This window comes from Bacillus sp. TH13, from assembly GCF_016651175.1.
GTDB lineage: Bacteria > Bacillota > Bacilli > Bacillales > Bacillaceae_G > Bacillus_A > Bacillus_A thuringiensis_S.
In genome coordinates, this window is record NZ_JAEKEJ010000025.1 from 3,066,135 (window position 1) to 3,082,006 (window position 15,872).

Consider the following 15,872-nt stretch of genomic DNA (forward strand, 5'->3'; position numbering starts at 1 on the left):
TATGGTTAAGAAATTGAAAAGAGGTAGAAGTCAAGTTCTATTCCGTTTTCTCCCTGGATCGGTTTTTATGGAGGATAAGAAGTGGTATCAGGTAACAGATATGGAATTAAATAAATTAAATGAAAAAACAACTCATCTTCTTGAAGCGGTTAGAAGATATATTAATGATTGGAATACAAATGCAGGACTAAGTACCAATTTATTTCCCGAACAGGATGAATTATATTTCTTTGGAGAGATCGATCAAATTGAATTTTCACTCTTTCCGTTAGTTTTTCGCTGTAACAATCGTTCTTGTAGAAATGTACATCAATATTTTAACCTTGAAGACCTTTCTAGAAAAAATCCAGAATTACGATGCCAATTTTGTAGCAAAGATGTTATTAAGCAATATCCATACGCTCTTGTTCATCTAAATGGAGATCTTCAATCTATTAATGTTAAGACTAATAAAGGTGCTAAAAACTGGCACGAAAAATATGATGGAATTCGTATGCGCGATACTAGACGTTTTACTACAGCGACCTGGTACAACTATAAGAAGCAAATATCATTAGGTGACCTTGGGACAAAGCGTACTAATCTTCCTTTAACTGAGGAAATGATACAAAATAACAAACGTTTTTTGGGAGGAACTCATCTATCAGAAGGCGATATTCATTATCCTGCACTAAAATCTATGGTTAATTTAGAACAACAAACACTAATAGAACGAAAGGAGCATGAAAGTTTTACGCAGATCCAAATGGCAGCTTTATTACAACTGGATTCAATTAATACGGGAAACTACGCACAAAATTTCGAGATTGAAAAAAATAATAGTACATTGCAAATACTATTAGAGTCTGCAAAGAATGAAGAAGAAAGAAGGATACTATTAAAAACTATTAAAAACAGTGATTTGGGAGCACAGTTTTTAGAGGGAGATATAACAAAAGAAGTGGAGGAGATATTTCAAAAGACATTCCCTATTGAAACTGTTGAAGAGGACAGATTATTACATGAGTTTTTATTCTCTTGGTATGAAAATGATGGGCAAACTATCGAGGCTAAATTAGAAGAAGCAAGGATAAATAGTGATTTAGTGCAAGAAACTTCCTATATACGGGCACAAAATGAAGTTGAGAATCTTGGTTTAGAATCAGTAGTATTACTAGAAAAGTTTCCGGTTATTACCATGGGGGTAGGGTACACACGTAAATCTTTTGATAGAAATCGCTCTATTTTAAACCCATTCCGGAAGCAGATAAGTAATAAGCGATATACAGTAATCCCTGTTCTAAAAAATGACAATGAAGCTATTATTTTTAAATTAGATCCATTAAGAATTTTAAGATGGTTAGAGATAAATAAATTAATCACCTTTAATAATGAGTCTCCAAACAGTAAAAGAGAGGCACATGCAATCCTATATAATTATTTACTTCTTTCTAAAATGGAGAAGGAAGATTTGGTAATGCTTGATCCAAAAGACTATGTGCATGATCAAAAGGTTTTAGCGACTATTATGACATATCAACTGGTTCATACAATGTTACATATGTTGTTGCATGCTGGGAAATCCATTATAGGTTTAGATGTAGATAGTATGTCTGAGTACATCTTCCCATCTGCTTTGGCAGGCACAATTTATGTTTCTAAGTTACAAGGTGGTGGAATGGGGGCACTTATTGCTGCATTTGAAAATGATCTTGAAAGATGGCTTAGAAATACTTATGAGAAAACTCAAACGTGCTTATATGATCCGATTTGTAAAGGACAGCACGGTGCTTGTCATGCATGTTCATACTTGAAGTTTTCGTGTCAGCACTTTAATCGTGGTTTAAGCAGAAATTTGTTAACAGGTGGTTATGTTGGAGAAACCCCTATAATTGGCTATTTTTCCAAAGAATTAGACGAGGTAATGAAGAAGGGGAAAGGAAATTTTGATAAGGCTTATAAATTTAACTAAAAAAAACAAGTTAGATAGCGCATTAATTAAATGGGCTGGAATTTTTCGTTACTTACAGTGTATTCAACCAAATGGCTTTACGTTAAAAGAATGGATAAGCTTAAATAAACAACATATAGATGAAGGGATTGCACATACACTTTTTAGGATATTAGAAGATATGGAATTGATAAAACAAAGTCAAAATAAATACATTGTTATTAATGATATCCAGTTACAAAGAATATTTGAATTAGCTGAAATAGTAGGGAGTTTTGATTATGATTCGTTAGAAACAGAGAATGAACAACTATTGTGGACTATTCCACATGGTATTAATCCTGTGATTCCGAGAAGGATTTCGAAGCATTTCGAATACTTAAATACATGGATCCAAAATTTAATACAAACAGCAAATAAAAGAATAATCTTCTTTTCACCATACTATTCAGTTGCAGGTATACAACAATTGATGATAAGCCTAAAGGCGCTCAGCGAAAACAAAAGCGGTATTACTATAGATTGGATAGTAAATGATTATGATTTAGATATGAATAGAAAAGCTTTTGAATATTTATTAGAACAGTCTTTACACGAAAATATTCAGATGAGAATATTTGAACCTTTAGAAAAACAAGAGAAAAAGTTATGGTTCCATGCTAAGTTATTATTAATAGATCAAGAAAAAGGCTATATGGGATCAGCAAATTTTAGTGAACGAGCATTGCAAACACAGTTTGAGTTGGGAGTTCCACTAAATGAACAACAAACTAAGTCATTGGTCCAGCTTATTGATTTTTGGATAGTAAGTGGTCAATTTAGCGCAAAAATAATAGTGTGAAACATAGAGATAGGATAAGTAGTTTTCAAAAGATGATGGAATCTTTTAATGTAGATACTAACTAGTATGGTTCTATGTTGTAATAATTGGAAAAGAGTACGGGAGAAATGATATGTTCCCTTTAAGGTAGACAGATTAAAAATCAAAATCTGTCTACCTTAAAGTTTTTTTCTATTTTAACCCCCATACTCTATGAAGTTTAAAATAGAAGAAAAACCAAACGGAGGAAAACCACATGCCAACTTACAACAAACTAATCCGAAACAAAATCCCACAAATAATAAAATCCAACGGAAAAACACCCACAACAAGAATCCTACCCCAAGACGAATACATAAAAGAAATCTGCAAGAAAACAGAAGAGGAACTAACCGAATACCTAGAAGCAGACACAAAAGAACATAAACTCGAAGAACTATCCGACCTACTAGAACTAATAAACGCCCTAGCCGAACACGAAGGCACAACACTAGAAGAAATCAACAACATCCGGAAAAAGAAAGCAGAAGAAAGAGGCGGCTTCTCAGATCAAGTATTTTTAATCGAAGTAACCGATAACTAGCCCCTCCTAAGCCCCTTACAAGTCCCTACCAAGTAATAAATCACTAAGAAAAAACATAACAAAACAAAAACACCAACAAACACCGTAGTAGGAGTCGAAAAAATTTTTGAAATAACACGCCAAAAACCCGACCAACCTCCCATATATATTATGAAGGGGCTTTTAATTTTGAACGGAGACGGGAGGAATTAGGATGGCGGTGTATCGTAATGTGCAGGTGAATTTTTGGCAGGATGATTTTGTTTTGGATTTGACGCCGGAGGAGCGGTATTTTTATATTTACTTATTAACTTGTTCGAAGACGACGCAGTGCGGGATTTTTCCTTTTCCGAAGCGGTTAGCTGAGATGGAGACGGGATATAATCGGGAGACTGTTGATAAGCTTGTGCAGCGCTTTGTTGATTATGGAAAGATTCTGTATGATGCGGATACGCGGGAGTTATTCGTTTTAAATTGGCTTCGTTATAATCCGGTGACGAATACGAATGTGGAGAAGTGCGTTCTTCGTGAGCTTAAGGGTGTGAAGAATAAGGAGTTTGTACATATGTTTCTTCAGAAGTGTGCAGAAGAGGAGCTAAGTGTTCCGATGCTTTTAGCACATTTTGGTATGCCTGGTGATTTGGCTGTGGATGATGTTGAGCCGGTTTTCGAGGAGACAGAGGAAGAAGAGGTTGTAGAGGTTGTAGAGGAAGAAACGGGAAGTCGTGTGTTTTCTTTTTATGAGCAACATTTCGGTAGTTTGTCTCCGCATACTGTAGAGGAACTGAGTGCGTGGATGGAAGATTTGTCAGAGGAGCTTGTGCTGAAGGCTCTTCAAATTGCGTTTGAGAATAATAAGCGGACGGTTGCTTATGTGAAAGGGATTTTGAGAGGTTGGCATGGGAAAGGATTTACGAAAGTGTGTGAAGTTGAGGCGGATACAGCTAAGTTTCGGAAAAAGGAGTCGTCTGTTAGTACGGGGGAGACGGAGGAGTTTTTGGCGAGGTGTGAGGAGTGGGAGAAAAATGCGCCGTCTGAGGAAGAGTTGCAGCGCTTTTTAGCGGAGCGCGGGTGGCGTCCATGAGTATTCAAAATGTGGAGGCGGAAAAGACAGTGTTAGGTTCTCTATTACTTGATGGAGAGCTTATTAAGGAGTGCCGTTTGACAGAGCAGTATTTTTCGATGCCAGTACATAAGTCTATATTTCAGTTAATGCGAAAAATGGAAGGAGAGGGGCAACCGATTGACCTTGTGACGTTCACTTCTAGAGTGGACCCGAATTTTTTGAAGGGGATCGGGGGAATGGAGTATTTTATAGGATTAATGGATGGTGTGCCTACTACTAGCAACTTTACTTATTATGAGGGGCTTGTTCGAGGTGCCTGGAAAATGTATCAGGCCGGTGTTCTTGGGCACAAAATGGGAGAGCGTCTTATTGCGGAGAAGAGTGAGAAGATTATTGGTGAGACGATTACAGCACTTTGTGAGTTAGAGGAAAAGGATTGTGTATGTGAGTTTGATTTGAAGGATGCGTTAGTTGATTTATATGAAGAGCTTCATCAAGATGTAAAAGAGATTACAGGTATTGAGACTGGTTATACATCGTTAAATAAAATGACGTGCGGATTGCAGGAAGGTGATTTTGTCGTTCTTGGTGCGCGCCCTTCTATGGGGAAGACTGCGTTTGCGCTAAATGTTGGATTGCATGCGGCGAAGTCTGGAGTGGCGGTTGGATTGTTTTCGTTAGAGATGAGTAGTAAGCAATTGTTAAAAAGGATGGCATCTTGCATAGGTGAAGTGTCAGGAGGTAGGCTGAAAAATCCGAAGCATCGTTTTGCGATGGAAGATTGGGAGAAGGTAAGTAAGGCGTTTGCGGAGATTGGTGAGTTGCCATTTGAGATTTACGATAATGCAGGCGTTACGGTACAAGATATTTGGATGCAAACTCGTAAGTTAAAGAGGAAGCACGGTGATAAAAAGATTTTAATTATTGTAGATTACTTGCAGCTTATTACGGGCGATCCGAAGCATAAGGGCAATCGATTTCAAGAAATTAGTGAGATTTCTCGTAAGCTTAAGTTATTAGCACGTGAGTTAAATGTTTGTGTAGTAGCGTTATCACAGTTATCTCGTTCTGTAGAGTCGCGGCAAGATAAGCGTCCGCTTTTATCTGATTTAAGAGAGACGGGCCAAATTGAGCAAGATGCGGATGTCATTATGCTTATGTATCGAGAGGATTATTACGATAAGGAAACGATGCAGAAAGAGATGACGGAGATTCATGTGGCGAAGCATCGGAATGGGCCTGTGGGGAGTTTTAAGCTGCGGTTTTTGAAGGGATTTGGGCGGTTCGTGGAGGGGGTAAAGTAGTGAAAGGGCAAGTTGTTTTGAAAATAGTATCTACATGTGAACCAAAGTTGTAACGCTAATTTCATAAGTTATATAATAAAGAAAATGGTAACTAATAGTTAAGGGGGATTAGCTATTGGCAGGGAATGATATTTTTTATCATAATAAAGATATTCTTATGAAGTTTTTAAGTGAATGTTATAGGGATAAAGGGCTTGAAGCATATGGATTAAAAGGCTTTCCAAAAATAAAAGAGCTGTTATTAAATGAATTCTCGAGAGTTCGTGCAGATCAAAGGCGCTCAGATACTTTATTTGAAATGGAAGATGGTTCAATTTTAATGTTAGAGTATGAAAGTAATACCCGTTTCCTTGAAAACCATTTGAAGTATATGGATTATGCAAATCAAATTATGTATCGTTATTATAATAAGAATAAAGAGTTACCGGATATTCGAATCGTGGTTATTTATACAAGTGAGGTAATGAATCCAATAGAAGAAATAGATGTATGTAGTATACGTTTAAATTCCAAAGCGGTTTTACTAAGCGAATATAATGGTGATGCTATCCTTCAAAAGGTTATTAAAAAAATGGAAGAAGGAAAATCTTTGACGGATGAAGAAACCATGAAATTAATACTTGTACCACTTATGCATAGTAGGGAAAAAAGACAAATTTTAATTGAGAAGACGATAGAAGTAGCAAAATGTATCTCCGATGAGCAAGAACAAATTCAAGTTATTGCCGGAATTCTTGTAGCTACAGATAAATTTATTGATGAAGACTACGCGAAAAAAGTAAAGGAGTGGTTACGGATGACAAAAGTGGGTCGTTTATATGAACAGGAGAAGCAAGAAGAAATTGATAAAGCACTTTCGGCAGCTGGAATGCTCTTTAAAGGAATGAGTATAGAGGAAGTGGCTAAGAAATTAGATGTAACAATTGAAAAGGTGAAAGAGTGGGAGAAGCGTTTATCTCATTAATCGCTGGATTTTAATGGGAATATTTCGCAAAGGGAAAATGGCAGTGTCTGTATAAATTTATATAAAAATAGCCGACTATTATGTAATAGTCGGCTATTTTTATAAGGAGAAGTTGTTAGGTTTAATACGCAAATTTTTTGATTTGCTCTTGAATATGTTTCTTATTTCCCCATAAAGAAGGATTTTCTCTCTGCAGTGATCCATTGCTGCAAATCATCTTGGCTACGTCGGACAAGTCGATTTACTAAAACATCGTGCCATACATAATCCTCTAGTAAGTATATATGAACGGGGTCATCTGTATAAAAAGCAATATTACGCTCTTCAAGTGATGGTCCATAAATCATCTCTTTAGAATCTATCGATACAATAAACCAATGTTCTGTAGACAAGGTTTCTGTATAAGGTGTTATGCGATGGGCTTCTAGATTTTTAATGGGATTTTCAACATGCAGGGTAATACCTTGTATTGTAACTTTATCAGCTACTTCAGATAGATCTTCTTTTAACGCTTCATACATCTCATCCCACATTGAAATGACAATACGTCGTTCTGCTTTTTTTATTAATGCCTGACAATAGCTAATGATTGTTTTATTGTCTTTTAAAGTAATCACTCGATTATCCGTTTTTTCCTCGGAAGTTTCTAGTGTTTTTAATGAATCACTAATTCCTTCGTAAGTAGACTGCCATTCTGATTGCGCCTTCTGTAAAAAGATTTCAACAGGTAGAGGTGAATAGCGAGTGGTGTCATTTATTTCTTCCTTCATGACAATTCCTTTTTCTACAAGGTTACCTAAAATCTCGTAAATTCGCGCTCTTGGGACACCCGAATCTTTACTCACTTGGTAGGCTGTGACAGGCCCTTGTTTAACAAGAGATACATAAGATTTAGCTTCATATTCATTGAAACCAATTTTTTTAAGCTGTTGCACTATGTAGTCCACTTTTTTCGTCCTCCGATGTTTGCTTTTATCCCGCTATTTGCCGGGCAGTAAGACCCTCACCTCAAAATTCAGCGGAAGCAAAGAAGTTAGGTGGGGGGCGGGCTGCCCGTAAAAGCCCGATTGGTGAAGGCTAATAATCAGTGGGGGATGAACAAAACCCCCCACTGATTAAAGTTTCACTTTATATTTCAACGTTACAATAACTGTTTACATTTAGCAAATTATTAGTTACTATTCGAATAGTGACTAAAGGGGAGGTTAATAGTATGGATTTTTATTTAGACCCATCTGTATTGATGATTTTGATTGTTTTTGGATTTGTAGCTGCATTTATTGATTCAGTTGTAGGTGGTGGTGGACTCATTGCTTTACCAGCTTTATTATTTACAGGACTGAATCCAGCAAGTGCAGTAGCTACGAATAAACTAGCATCGACAATGGGAAGTGCAACTAGTAATATTGTGTTTTACCGTTCTGGTAATCTTGATTTGAAATCGGCGTTTAAATTAGTTCCACTCACTTTCATAGGTTCCATAATAGGGGCATGGACCGTTCATTTAATGAACCCAGAAATACTGAAGCCATTGATGCTGATTATGCTTGGTGCGGTCGCTATTTATACGATATTCAAAAAGGATTGGGGTAGTATTTCCACTCATAAGAAATTGTCTGGTCGACACGTCATTATTTTTACTTTCTTTGTTTTTGCTATTGGTTTTTATGATGGATTTCTAGGTCCTGGAACAGGTTCGTTTTTAATGTTTTCTCTTTTATTTATTGGGTATGACTTTTTAAAAGCAGCAGGTAATGCGAAGCTTCTTAATTTAGGAAGTAATGTTGGTGCATTATTGATGTTTATGTATGTAGGGCAAGTAAACTATGCGTATGGTTTTATAATGGGGATTGCTCAAATTGCTGGAGGGATTGTTGGCTCCAAATTCGCTATAAAAAAAGGAAGTGGTTATGTTCGTGCCCTTTTCATTACAGTAACTTGTTTATTGTTAGCGAAAAATCTGTATGACTATATTCAGTAAGTAATTAAAGAACGTAGAAAAGGTCAAGTATGCAAACTACATCAAGTATAAGAAGATACTAAGGAGAGATTCCTTTTAACATTTTTTAGATGCTACCTTGTTTGAAGATAGCATCTAAAAAGAAAATCTAAGTGAAGAGAATGAAAATAATATAAACTCATATTTTTCTGGGGTATGTTTATTGATCATAGTGAAATGTTTACTCTATATTCTTCTTATAATTAGGCCTCAACAAACTCTTAAAATCTAACTCAGCAATTAACACACTCAACAATATAAGGGTAGCCCCTAAGTATCCTTTTCCTGTCAGCGTTTCACCTGTGAAAACAAAAGCAAAGCCTGCGGAAAAGACAGGTTCTAATGAAAAAATAAGACCTGTATGGGTAGGTGTAGTGTATTGCTGGGCAATTACTTGCACGATGAATGCGACTGCGGTGCAAAATATGCTTAAAGCTAATATGATTAGCCATGAGTCGATCGTGCTAGGAAGTTTTGGTGTTTCTATAATGAATGAGAAAATAAGACTAAATAGGCCGACGAAACCTAGTTGTATGACTCCAAGTGCAATGGAATTCACATGTTTCGTTACGCTTCCAGTAATGATGACGTGGATCGCATAAAATAGGGCAGACAGTATGCAAAATATATCGCCGTTACCGATCTTGAATTCGCTAGTTAATGTTAATAAGCCGATTCCTATTATCGTTAAAATGATTCCTACTATAACTTTCTTTTCCGGAATGTGTTTTAAAAATATAGCTGATAATATCGGAATGAAAATGACTGTGAGACATAGTAGGAAACCAGCATTAGAAACACTCGTATACTTTGTACCGAAAGTCGCGAAAATGTAAACGATAAATAAGACAGAAGCGAGTATAAATGCATATTTTACAGTTTTAAAATCGATCTTAAATAAATGTTTGTAAAATATTAAACCTGATAAAAGAAAAGCGATAATAAATCGTAATGCGATTAAATTATATTCTTCTATGCCATCAAGTCCAAGTTTTGTAAGTAGGATGGATGCACCCCAAAAAAATGTAACTAGTAGTAACATTAAATCCGCTTTTAATTGTAGTTTCATTTCTATTCCCTCGTTATGTATAAATTTAATCCTGCTATTTGTGGGCAGTAAGATTCTCACCTCAAAATTCGGCTGGAGCAAAGAAGTTAGGTGGGAGATCAACTGCCCGTAAATGCCCGATTGGTTCAACTAATAATCAGTGGGGGATGAACAAAACCCCCACTGATTAAAGTTTCACTTTATAATCCCATACCCTTATCCCCATTGTTTATTTTAATATTAATTCTGAATATTTGTAACTTAAATTTATCGACGGTTTTTTCAGAACAATTGGGAAGTAATAGTATGTATAAAAAAAAGCCCAGTTTGGAGGGCTTTTTTTATGTAAAATTTCATTTGTTTTGTTTACATAATATCTTTACAATCATTTGATAAAATAAAATCAACTGCATATTGTGAGGGTGGGTAGTTATCCCTTCTTTCTATTTGGAAGGAAAGGAGGTGATAATATGGACTTTTTGTTTGACCTTGTAAAAGAGTTTGTCAAAGCGACTGTGCGTGAAGTTTCAGCGTATTTTTTGCGGAAGCAACTTCTGGATAAGGACAGCAAAAAACCCACTCCGCGCCGTAGGAAGCAAAAGGGTGGGTTTCGTAAAAAGAAATAGCTTATAATAACTACCACCCATACGGTAGCAGTTAGGGAAGAGATGTTAGCGCATCTCTTCTTTTTATTATATGCCATTTTATTTGATGTCACACTTATATAGTATTCTACGGAAAATATATCATATTCCTATTTTGTGGTCAATTTGATCCCGCTTTAACGGGCAGTAAGACCCCCACCTCAAAATTCAGTGGAAGCAAAGAAGTTAGGTGGGGGATCAACTGTCCGTAAAAGTCCGATTGGTGAGGGCTGATAATCAGTGGGGGATGAACAAAACCCCCCACTGATTAAAGTTTCACTTTATTGCATGATTGAAAAGGTGTAGTCTTATTCCTCTTCAAACTGAAAAATATCCCGATTAATAAGTTGGTGGAGATACCTATCCATTTCAGCCGCAGAAACGCTTCTTTCATTTTTAAACCACCATGCGCTTAATGAGGTGATTGCCCCTGAATAAAACTCAATGATTAAATCGTTTGGCATCGTATGATTTTTGCGCAGTTGATGTAACGCTTCTATTTCTTGTTTTCTCGTTTCGTGACTTAACTGCTGTGTCCGGTTAATAAATTGTTCATCAGACATTTGCGTCTCTAATATTTTACCGATTTCTTCATGGTGTAGAAATTGCTCCATTACTTGAAATGGTTTGCTTAATCGATCTGAAACCGGTATTCCCGCAATCATCTTGCTGTATCGTTTAAATCCAAAGGCTAATAAAGCATCTTTATCTTCAAAGTGTTTATAAAAGGTTGTTCGGTGTACCATCGCGCGGTCACAAATTTGGTTAATCGTGATCGTACTATATTTTTGTTTTGATTGCGTCATTAATTCGAATAAAGAATCCCATAGTAATTTATGTGTACGTCTAATACGTAAATCAAGTTGTTTTTCATTATCATTCATCTACAATTCTCCTTTTTTGTAGATTAAATATACAGTGGCTGAAAATTGATTCTCCCTTTTTAATCTACATATGTATATTATATTACATGTGTTCTGGTGTATTTAAAGTTTTTTAAGTAAGAAACAGGAGGAGAATCTGTAAATGAATATGACAACTAAGAGCCCTGCAAGTGGCAAAGTTGATACTTCTAATATGAAACATACCCCGATTTTAATTGCATTACTTTTAGGGGCAATGGTTGCATTATTAAACGAAACGTTACTTGGTAATGCGTTAACCGTATTAATGAAAGAATTTGGCGTAACGGCTTCAACGATTCAATGGCTGTCTACAGCTTACATGTTAGTAGTTGGTGTTTTAGTCCCGATTACAGCGTTACTTCAGCAATGGATCACAACGAGACAAATGTTTTTGATCGCTATGGTAACGTTTTTAGTCGGTACATTAATTGCGGGATTTGCACCGACATTTTCCGTTTTATTAATCGGCCGTATCGTCCAAGCTGTAGCGACGGGGTTAATCTCACCGTTATTAATGAATACGATTTTACTTATTTGTCCGCCTGAAAAACGTGGTGCCACAATGGGATTAATCGCACTTGTCATGATGGCAGCTCCAGCAATTGGTCCTACATTATCTGGAGTAATCGTAGACTCACTCAATTGGCGCTGGTTATTCTATATTGTTATTCCGATCGTGATCATTTCCATTATGATTGGGATGAAGTACATTCAAAATGTTTCAGAGTTAACAAGGCCAAAAGTAGATTATCCATCTATCCTTTTATCGACGTTAGGATTTGGCGGGTTTGTGTATAGCTTTAGTGCATCAGGTGATTTAGGATGGTCCGATGCGAAAGTGTATGGCACTTTAATTGTTGGGCTTATCTCATTATGTATTTTTGTCGTTCGACAATTGAAAATTGAGAATCCAATTTTAGAATTACGAGCATTTAAAGTTCCGATGTTTACAATATCAGTTGGATTGATCGTCATTGTGATGATGTCGTTATTTTCAACGATGACTTTATTACCGATGTTCCTGCAAACAGTTTTACTCGTTACAGCTTTTAAATCAGGAATCATCATGCTTCCAGGAAGTATCATTAGCGCCATAATGGGACCAATCGCAGGTAAACTATTTGATAAATTTAGTCCGAAAGTTATTATCGTTCCCGGCATTGTGTTAGTAGGAATTGCAATGTTCTTATTTAAAGGCATTACTCCTGATACATCAATGGTACAAATTATTGTCATGCATAGCGTATTAATGGTTGGACTCATGTTTGTCATGACAGTACAAACATACGGTTTAAATCAATTAACACCAGATTTATATCCGCACGGAACGGCACTGTTTAATACGTTACAACAAGTAGCTGGCGCAATTGGTACGGCTATCTTTATTTCGAAAATGTCTTCAGGAACAACTAAGTATATGGAAAGCTCCGCAAACCCACTGGACTCAGTAGAGAAGTTAAACGGTTTAACTTCAGGATTCCAAGGTGCATTTACACTAGGGTTAGTCTTTATTGTTGTTGCTTTTATCGTATCGCTATTCTTAAAAGAAGAGAAAAAGGGAGTAGAAGTAAAGGGCGTTTTACAGAACGAAAATTAAGGTTTATATAAAAAAGACATCTTTTCTAGGGAAAGATGTCTTTTTCATATTTTTTTCGTAACACTTTTTTTGATGTCTTAATACATAAGAATTGGTATGTACAATATTTATCCTTTTTGAGCATGAATAATTATTGAGAATAACGATGCAAAGCCGTACTAATAACTAAGAGTCCAATAATGAGAGAAAGTGTTCTTATAATAAGTTCTGCCACTAATAGTTCACCAAATGATTTAGTGACATCGTATATAGATCCTGTTATGAGAATAGGTGCAATCATGATTATAATTCCAATTATTATTTGAAGAAGTAGATTGATGTTTTTATTCAAGACAATCACCTCCAAAAAAATAGGGAATGAGAATATGGGGTTTTTTGTATTATAAAATGATTATATCGTATTACATTAAACGATGAGAATATTTTTAAATAGTAGAAATTAGAGACTCTTCAATAAAAAGGAATTAAATATGGTATTCTGTATTTAAGATATTTAAACGAAGACAGGGGAAATGAAGATGGACAAGAAGCTAACGTATTGGCTAGCATCTATTATAGGGGGAGTAGTACTTGCAACTGGTATAACTTATGGAATGTTACAGTTTGCTGAAGTCCCGCTTGGGAGTGAGGACCATGTTTTTGCAGAGGTTGATAAAGAAGACATACTGTCGAATGAAGCAGAAGTTAAAGGTTCAAATGCACAACTTCACATTACAGTAACTTCTGCTGAAGAAGAAGTTATTTCAGCTATGCATAGCATGACTCATCAAAAAGTAAAAGCGTGTGAAGGAAAGGGAGCAATTCCTATGTCTAAAAAGAATGCAGAGAAAGTAAGAAACATTCTAAACGGAAACAATTTCAAGAATAAAGAAGAGCTATTAGCAATTACTGAAAGATGGGCAAATAGAGATTTTAGTAAAATTTTAGAAGAACATAACTATTTTATTAAACTTCAAGGTGGCGAGATAGGTGAAGCTACAGTAATGGATAAGGTAGACGAGCAAGTATTCTGTCTCAATACTTTCGGTGATGATGTAACGGCCGCATTAGTTAAATCAGGAGATCTTCAAGCGCTGTAAGGTGTTTTTTCTTTGATATAAAGAAAGCCTCAAGTATTCATATACTTGAGGCTTTTCCAATTGAAAGATAGGAATGATCCGAATTCCTTACATTAAGAACAAAGTGGAATTACTCCTAAACCAATTAATAAAGCTGCAGCAACTGCTGGAATTGGTACAGGAATTTGAATACCTTCTACAAACAAGAAATACTGACCACTTACTATTTTAAAACAAACTAATTGCATGGCTATTCCTCCCTTCTTTTAGGATTAATACATTATATTAATTTATCTATCTATTGATATAGTCGAATTATTTATTTTTAAAAATATAGTTAATATGTGAATAGTTTTCGAAAGGACCTGCTCAATCAATGCGGAAAAACATAAGATGAAACGAATCCATTAAAATACATGAGTGAACCTTAGTTTTCCCCTCTTATCTAAAGGAGGAACTATTATGGGTTATGGTGGTAGTTGTGGCGGTTGTGGCTTTTCTGGAGGCTTTGCTTTATTAGTTGTGTTATTCATTTTATTAATCATCGTTGGAGCTTCTTGCTTCTGCTAAAAACTATTGGAAAAGACACTCATATAGAGTGTCTTTTCTTTCGTGCAAAATGATTCCTGACAATAGCCAACTGTATAAAGTATACGGTATACTTTTGCCTCATTAGACATATAAAAATGTTGGAGGGATGTTATGAAACTAGTAGGGAAGCACATTTATATTCGGCTTTATAAAACTGCTGATGCTAACGAGTTAGCTAACTTACATATTAGAAATCGCGAATTTTTTCAAAGAGTTTGCCCGTTGCTCCCAGAAGTTTTTTATACAGAAGAACATCAAAAAATACGTCTTGAACAAGCTCTAAAAAAGACAGCTGAAGGGCAAGTATACCCTTTTGGAATCTTTTTAAGAGAAAATGATAAGCTTATCGGAGACATTTCATTAACTCAAATTGTTAGGGGGGACCTCCAAAGCTGTTATACGGGATTTACTTTAGATAAGGAGCATAATGCAAAGGGCTATACAACAGAGGCTCTTCAACTTGTTGTAGATTTTGCTTTTAGGGAATTAAAGCTACATAGAATTGAAGCAGGAGCGATGCTTGATAATATAGCATCTATTCGTGTATTAGAAAAAGTGGGGTTTAAAAAAGAAGGTATAGCGAAAGAAAATATAAGGATTAATGGCAAATGGACAGATCATCAAATATTAGCTATTATCAATAGTTTGGATGTGTAAGTTTATTTTGATTCCAATAACGATAATTATGTAAAGGGCTGTCTATATCGACAGCTTATTATATTTTTTGCTTAGCGTGATTTTTTCGGAATGCTGGCGGCACCCCATCGCTATCAGGTTAAGGAAAACGTTCCTCACCAAAATGATAAAAATAAATTTCCTTAGTATAAAACACAAAGAATTTTTAGCTTGATGTGTATGTGTTGATATCCATAAAATAAAAAAGCACTCAACTGAGTGCCCTCTATATACCTAATAATTGTTTTTTCTTCGCTTGGAATTCTTCTTCAGTAATAATACCTTGGTCTAACAACTCTTTATACTTTAATATTTCGTCAGCACCACTTGTAGTTGCAGCCACTTGTGTTTGCCCCTTATTTGACAATATTCCTTCTATGTATGTTTTGATTTCTTCAGCCATTTTTTGCTCTTTTTTTACAAACATAACTGTATTTTCATCTTTTGTAGCTGCAAATACTCCACCTTTGCTTTCTTTACTCCCCATAAAAATAAATTGGATATATCCACTAGTAAATCCAGCCTGCTTCATTTGTACCCCAGTTAACGTATTGATATCAATTGTCTTTTCGCCATCTAAACCATGATTCATAAGGTTTACAAAGCCTTTTCTTTTTATGCGGATAAAATTCCCATCAATAGTAATTGTAGACTTTCCAGCACTTTTAAATTCATATACTTTATTCACTATAAATCCTCCCCAAAAATA

Annotated in this window: 18 protein-coding genes; 12 read left to right on the forward strand and 6 right to left on the reverse strand. The window is 35.6% G+C overall.

Annotated features, from left to right (window positions below; all coding sequences use genetic code 11):
* Positions 1-67: 67 nt before the first annotated feature.
* The 6 genes from JFU02_RS24300 to JFU02_RS24325 all read left to right on the forward strand — a co-directional run bounded on the left by JFU02_RS24300 (position 68) and on the right by JFU02_RS24325 (position 6,646).
* Entirely contained in the window at positions 68-1,951 is a 1,884-nt protein-coding gene (locus tag JFU02_RS24300; RefSeq protein ID WP_201071784.1) for a hypothetical protein, read from the forward strand.
* Positions 1,926-2,771 (forward strand): phospholipase D-like domain-containing protein, encoded by an 846-nt coding sequence (locus JFU02_RS24305; RefSeq protein WP_201071786.1) that lies wholly within the window; start codon positions 1,926-1,928, stop codon positions 2,769-2,771. The genes JFU02_RS24300 and JFU02_RS24305 overlap by 26 nt, the downstream gene beginning before the upstream one ends.
* A 235-nt stretch (positions 2,772-3,006) precedes the next feature.
* Positions 3,007-3,333 carry a nucleoside triphosphate pyrophosphohydrolase gene (locus JFU02_RS24310; protein WP_201071789.1) on the forward strand — a complete coding sequence of 109 codons (327 nt, stop codon included), beginning with the start codon at positions 3,007-3,009 and terminating at the stop codon, positions 3,331-3,333.
* A gap of 193 nt (positions 3,334-3,526) precedes the next feature.
* Positions 3,527-4,396 (forward strand): DnaD domain-containing protein, encoded by an 870-nt coding sequence (locus tag JFU02_RS24315; protein WP_201071792.1) that lies wholly within the window; start codon positions 3,527-3,529, stop codon positions 4,394-4,396.
* On the forward strand, positions 4,393-5,682 hold the full coding sequence (gene dnaB, locus JFU02_RS24320) for a replicative DNA helicase (RefSeq protein WP_201071795.1): 1,290 nt from the start codon (positions 4,393-4,395) through the stop codon (positions 5,680-5,682). The genes JFU02_RS24315 and dnaB overlap by 4 nt, the downstream gene beginning before the upstream one ends.
* 115 nt (positions 5,683-5,797) lie before the next feature.
* On the forward strand, positions 5,798-6,646 hold the full coding sequence (locus tag JFU02_RS24325) for a hypothetical protein (protein ID WP_061667759.1): 849 nt from the start codon (positions 5,798-5,800) through the stop codon (positions 6,644-6,646).
* 161 nt (positions 6,647-6,807) lie between these two features.
* On the opposite strand, the gene JFU02_RS24330 is transcribed toward JFU02_RS24325, so the two are convergent.
* The gene (locus JFU02_RS24330) at positions 6,808-7,593 is read right to left on the reverse strand and encodes a TrmB family transcriptional regulator (protein ID WP_000384612.1); all 786 of its coding nucleotides are present in this window, start codon (positions 7,591-7,593) and stop codon (positions 6,808-6,810) included.
* Positions 7,594-7,859: 266 nt separating this feature from the next.
* Between JFU02_RS24330 and JFU02_RS24335 the strand changes: the two genes are divergently transcribed.
* A complete protein-coding gene (locus JFU02_RS24335; protein WP_000348454.1) occupies positions 7,860-8,627 on the forward strand; it encodes a TSUP family transporter in 768 nt (255 codons plus the stop codon).
* Between the two features lie 199 nt (positions 8,628-8,826).
* On the opposite strand, the gene JFU02_RS24340 is transcribed toward JFU02_RS24335, so the two are convergent.
* Positions 8,827-9,714 (reverse strand): DMT family transporter, encoded by an 888-nt coding sequence (locus JFU02_RS24340; RefSeq protein WP_000776055.1) that lies wholly within the window; start codon positions 9,712-9,714, stop codon positions 8,827-8,829.
* Positions 9,715-10,163: 449 nt separating this feature from the next.
* Between JFU02_RS24340 and JFU02_RS24345 the strand changes: the two genes are divergently transcribed.
* Positions 10,164-10,319 carry a hypothetical protein gene (locus JFU02_RS24345; protein WP_017762861.1) on the forward strand — a complete coding sequence of 52 codons (156 nt, stop codon included), beginning with the start codon at positions 10,164-10,166 and terminating at the stop codon, positions 10,317-10,319.
* 326 nt (positions 10,320-10,645) lie between these two features.
* Here the strand turns inward: JFU02_RS24345 and JFU02_RS24350 are convergent, their stop codons facing one another.
* On the reverse strand, positions 10,646-11,221 hold the full coding sequence (locus tag JFU02_RS24350) for a TetR/AcrR family transcriptional regulator (RefSeq protein ID WP_000999308.1): 576 nt from the start codon (positions 11,219-11,221) through the stop codon (positions 10,646-10,648).
* 142 nt (positions 11,222-11,363) lie between these two features.
* Between JFU02_RS24350 and JFU02_RS24355 the strand changes: the two genes are divergently transcribed.
* Positions 11,364-12,839, forward strand: a complete 1,476-nt coding sequence (locus JFU02_RS24355; protein ID WP_061667529.1) for an MDR family MFS transporter — start codon at positions 11,364-11,366, stop codon at positions 12,837-12,839.
* 130 nt (positions 12,840-12,969) lie between these two features.
* On the opposite strand, the gene JFU02_RS24360 is transcribed toward JFU02_RS24355, so the two are convergent.
* Complete coding sequence (locus JFU02_RS24360) at positions 12,970-13,170, reverse strand: hypothetical protein (RefSeq protein WP_001038824.1); 201 nt, start codon at positions 13,168-13,170, stop codon at positions 12,970-12,972.
* A 187-nt stretch (positions 13,171-13,357) separates the two neighbouring features.
* Between JFU02_RS24360 and JFU02_RS24365 the strand changes: the two genes are divergently transcribed.
* Entirely contained in the window at positions 13,358-13,918 is a 561-nt protein-coding gene (locus JFU02_RS24365) for a PRK06770 family protein (RefSeq protein WP_000358703.1), read from the forward strand.
* A 92-nt stretch (positions 13,919-14,010) separates the two neighbouring features.
* Here JFU02_RS24365 and JFU02_RS32515 read toward each other — a convergent pair whose 3' ends face one another.
* Entirely contained in the window at positions 14,011-14,145 is a 135-nt protein-coding gene (locus JFU02_RS32515; protein WP_001177693.1) for a hypothetical protein, read from the reverse strand.
* A 214-nt stretch (positions 14,146-14,359) separates the two neighbouring features.
* On the opposite strand from JFU02_RS32515, the gene JFU02_RS24370 reads away from it, so the two are divergent.
* On the forward strand, positions 14,360-14,467 hold the full coding sequence (locus tag JFU02_RS24370) for a YjcZ family sporulation protein (protein ID WP_000540375.1): 108 nt from the start codon (positions 14,360-14,362) through the stop codon (positions 14,465-14,467).
* A 132-nt stretch (positions 14,468-14,599) separates the two neighbouring features.
* A complete protein-coding gene (locus tag JFU02_RS24375; protein WP_000779763.1) occupies positions 14,600-15,145 on the forward strand; it encodes a GNAT family N-acetyltransferase in 546 nt (181 codons plus the stop codon).
* A 244-nt stretch (positions 15,146-15,389) separates the two neighbouring features.
* Here JFU02_RS24375 and JFU02_RS24380 read toward each other — a convergent pair whose 3' ends face one another.
* Positions 15,390-15,851: a DUF4429 domain-containing protein gene (locus JFU02_RS24380; RefSeq protein ID WP_001045577.1), complete on the reverse strand. Its 462-nt coding sequence runs from the start codon at positions 15,849-15,851 to the stop codon at positions 15,390-15,392.
* Between the last annotated feature and the right edge of the window lie 21 nt (positions 15,852-15,872).

Bases quoted from the DNA above. Each gene is read 5' to 3' on its own strand.
- JFU02_RS32515 (WP_001177693.1), bottom strand. From the start codon at position 14,145: ATGCAATTAGTTTGTTTTAAAATAGTAAGTGGTCAGTATTTCTTGTTT.
- JFU02_RS24340 (WP_000776055.1), bottom strand. From the start codon at position 9,714: ATGAAACTACAATTAAAAGCGGATTTAATGTTACTACTAGTTACATTT.
- JFU02_RS24355 (WP_061667529.1), top strand. From the start codon at position 11,364: ATGAATATGACAACTAAGAGCCCTGCAAGTGGCAAAGTTGATACTTCT.
- JFU02_RS24375 (WP_000779763.1), top strand. From the start codon at position 14,600: ATGAAACTAGTAGGGAAGCACATTTATATTCGGCTTTATAAAACTGCT.
- JFU02_RS24365 (WP_000358703.1), top strand. From the start codon at position 13,358: ATGGACAAGAAGCTAACGTATTGGCTAGCATCTATTATAGGGGGAGTA.
- dnaB (WP_201071795.1), top strand. From the start codon at position 4,393: ATGAGTATTCAAAATGTGGAGGCGGAAAAGACAGTGTTAGGTTCTCTA.
- JFU02_RS24345 (WP_017762861.1), top strand. From the start codon at position 10,164: ATGGACTTTTTGTTTGACCTTGTAAAAGAGTTTGTCAAAGCGACTGTG.
- JFU02_RS24300 (WP_201071784.1), top strand. From the start codon at position 68: ATGGAGGATAAGAAGTGGTATCAGGTAACAGATATGGAATTAAATAAA.
- JFU02_RS24335 (WP_000348454.1), top strand. From the start codon at position 7,860: ATGGATTTTTATTTAGACCCATCTGTATTGATGATTTTGATTGTTTTT.
- JFU02_RS24350 (WP_000999308.1), bottom strand. From the start codon at position 11,221: ATGAATGATAATGAAAAACAACTTGATTTACGTATTAGACGTACACAT.
- JFU02_RS24370 (WP_000540375.1), top strand. From the start codon at position 14,360: ATGGGTTATGGTGGTAGTTGTGGCGGTTGTGGCTTTTCTGGAGGCTTT.
- JFU02_RS24315 (WP_201071792.1), top strand. From the start codon at position 3,527: ATGGCGGTGTATCGTAATGTGCAGGTGAATTTTTGGCAGGATGATTTT.
- JFU02_RS24310 (WP_201071789.1), top strand. From the start codon at position 3,007: ATGCCAACTTACAACAAACTAATCCGAAACAAAATCCCACAAATAATA.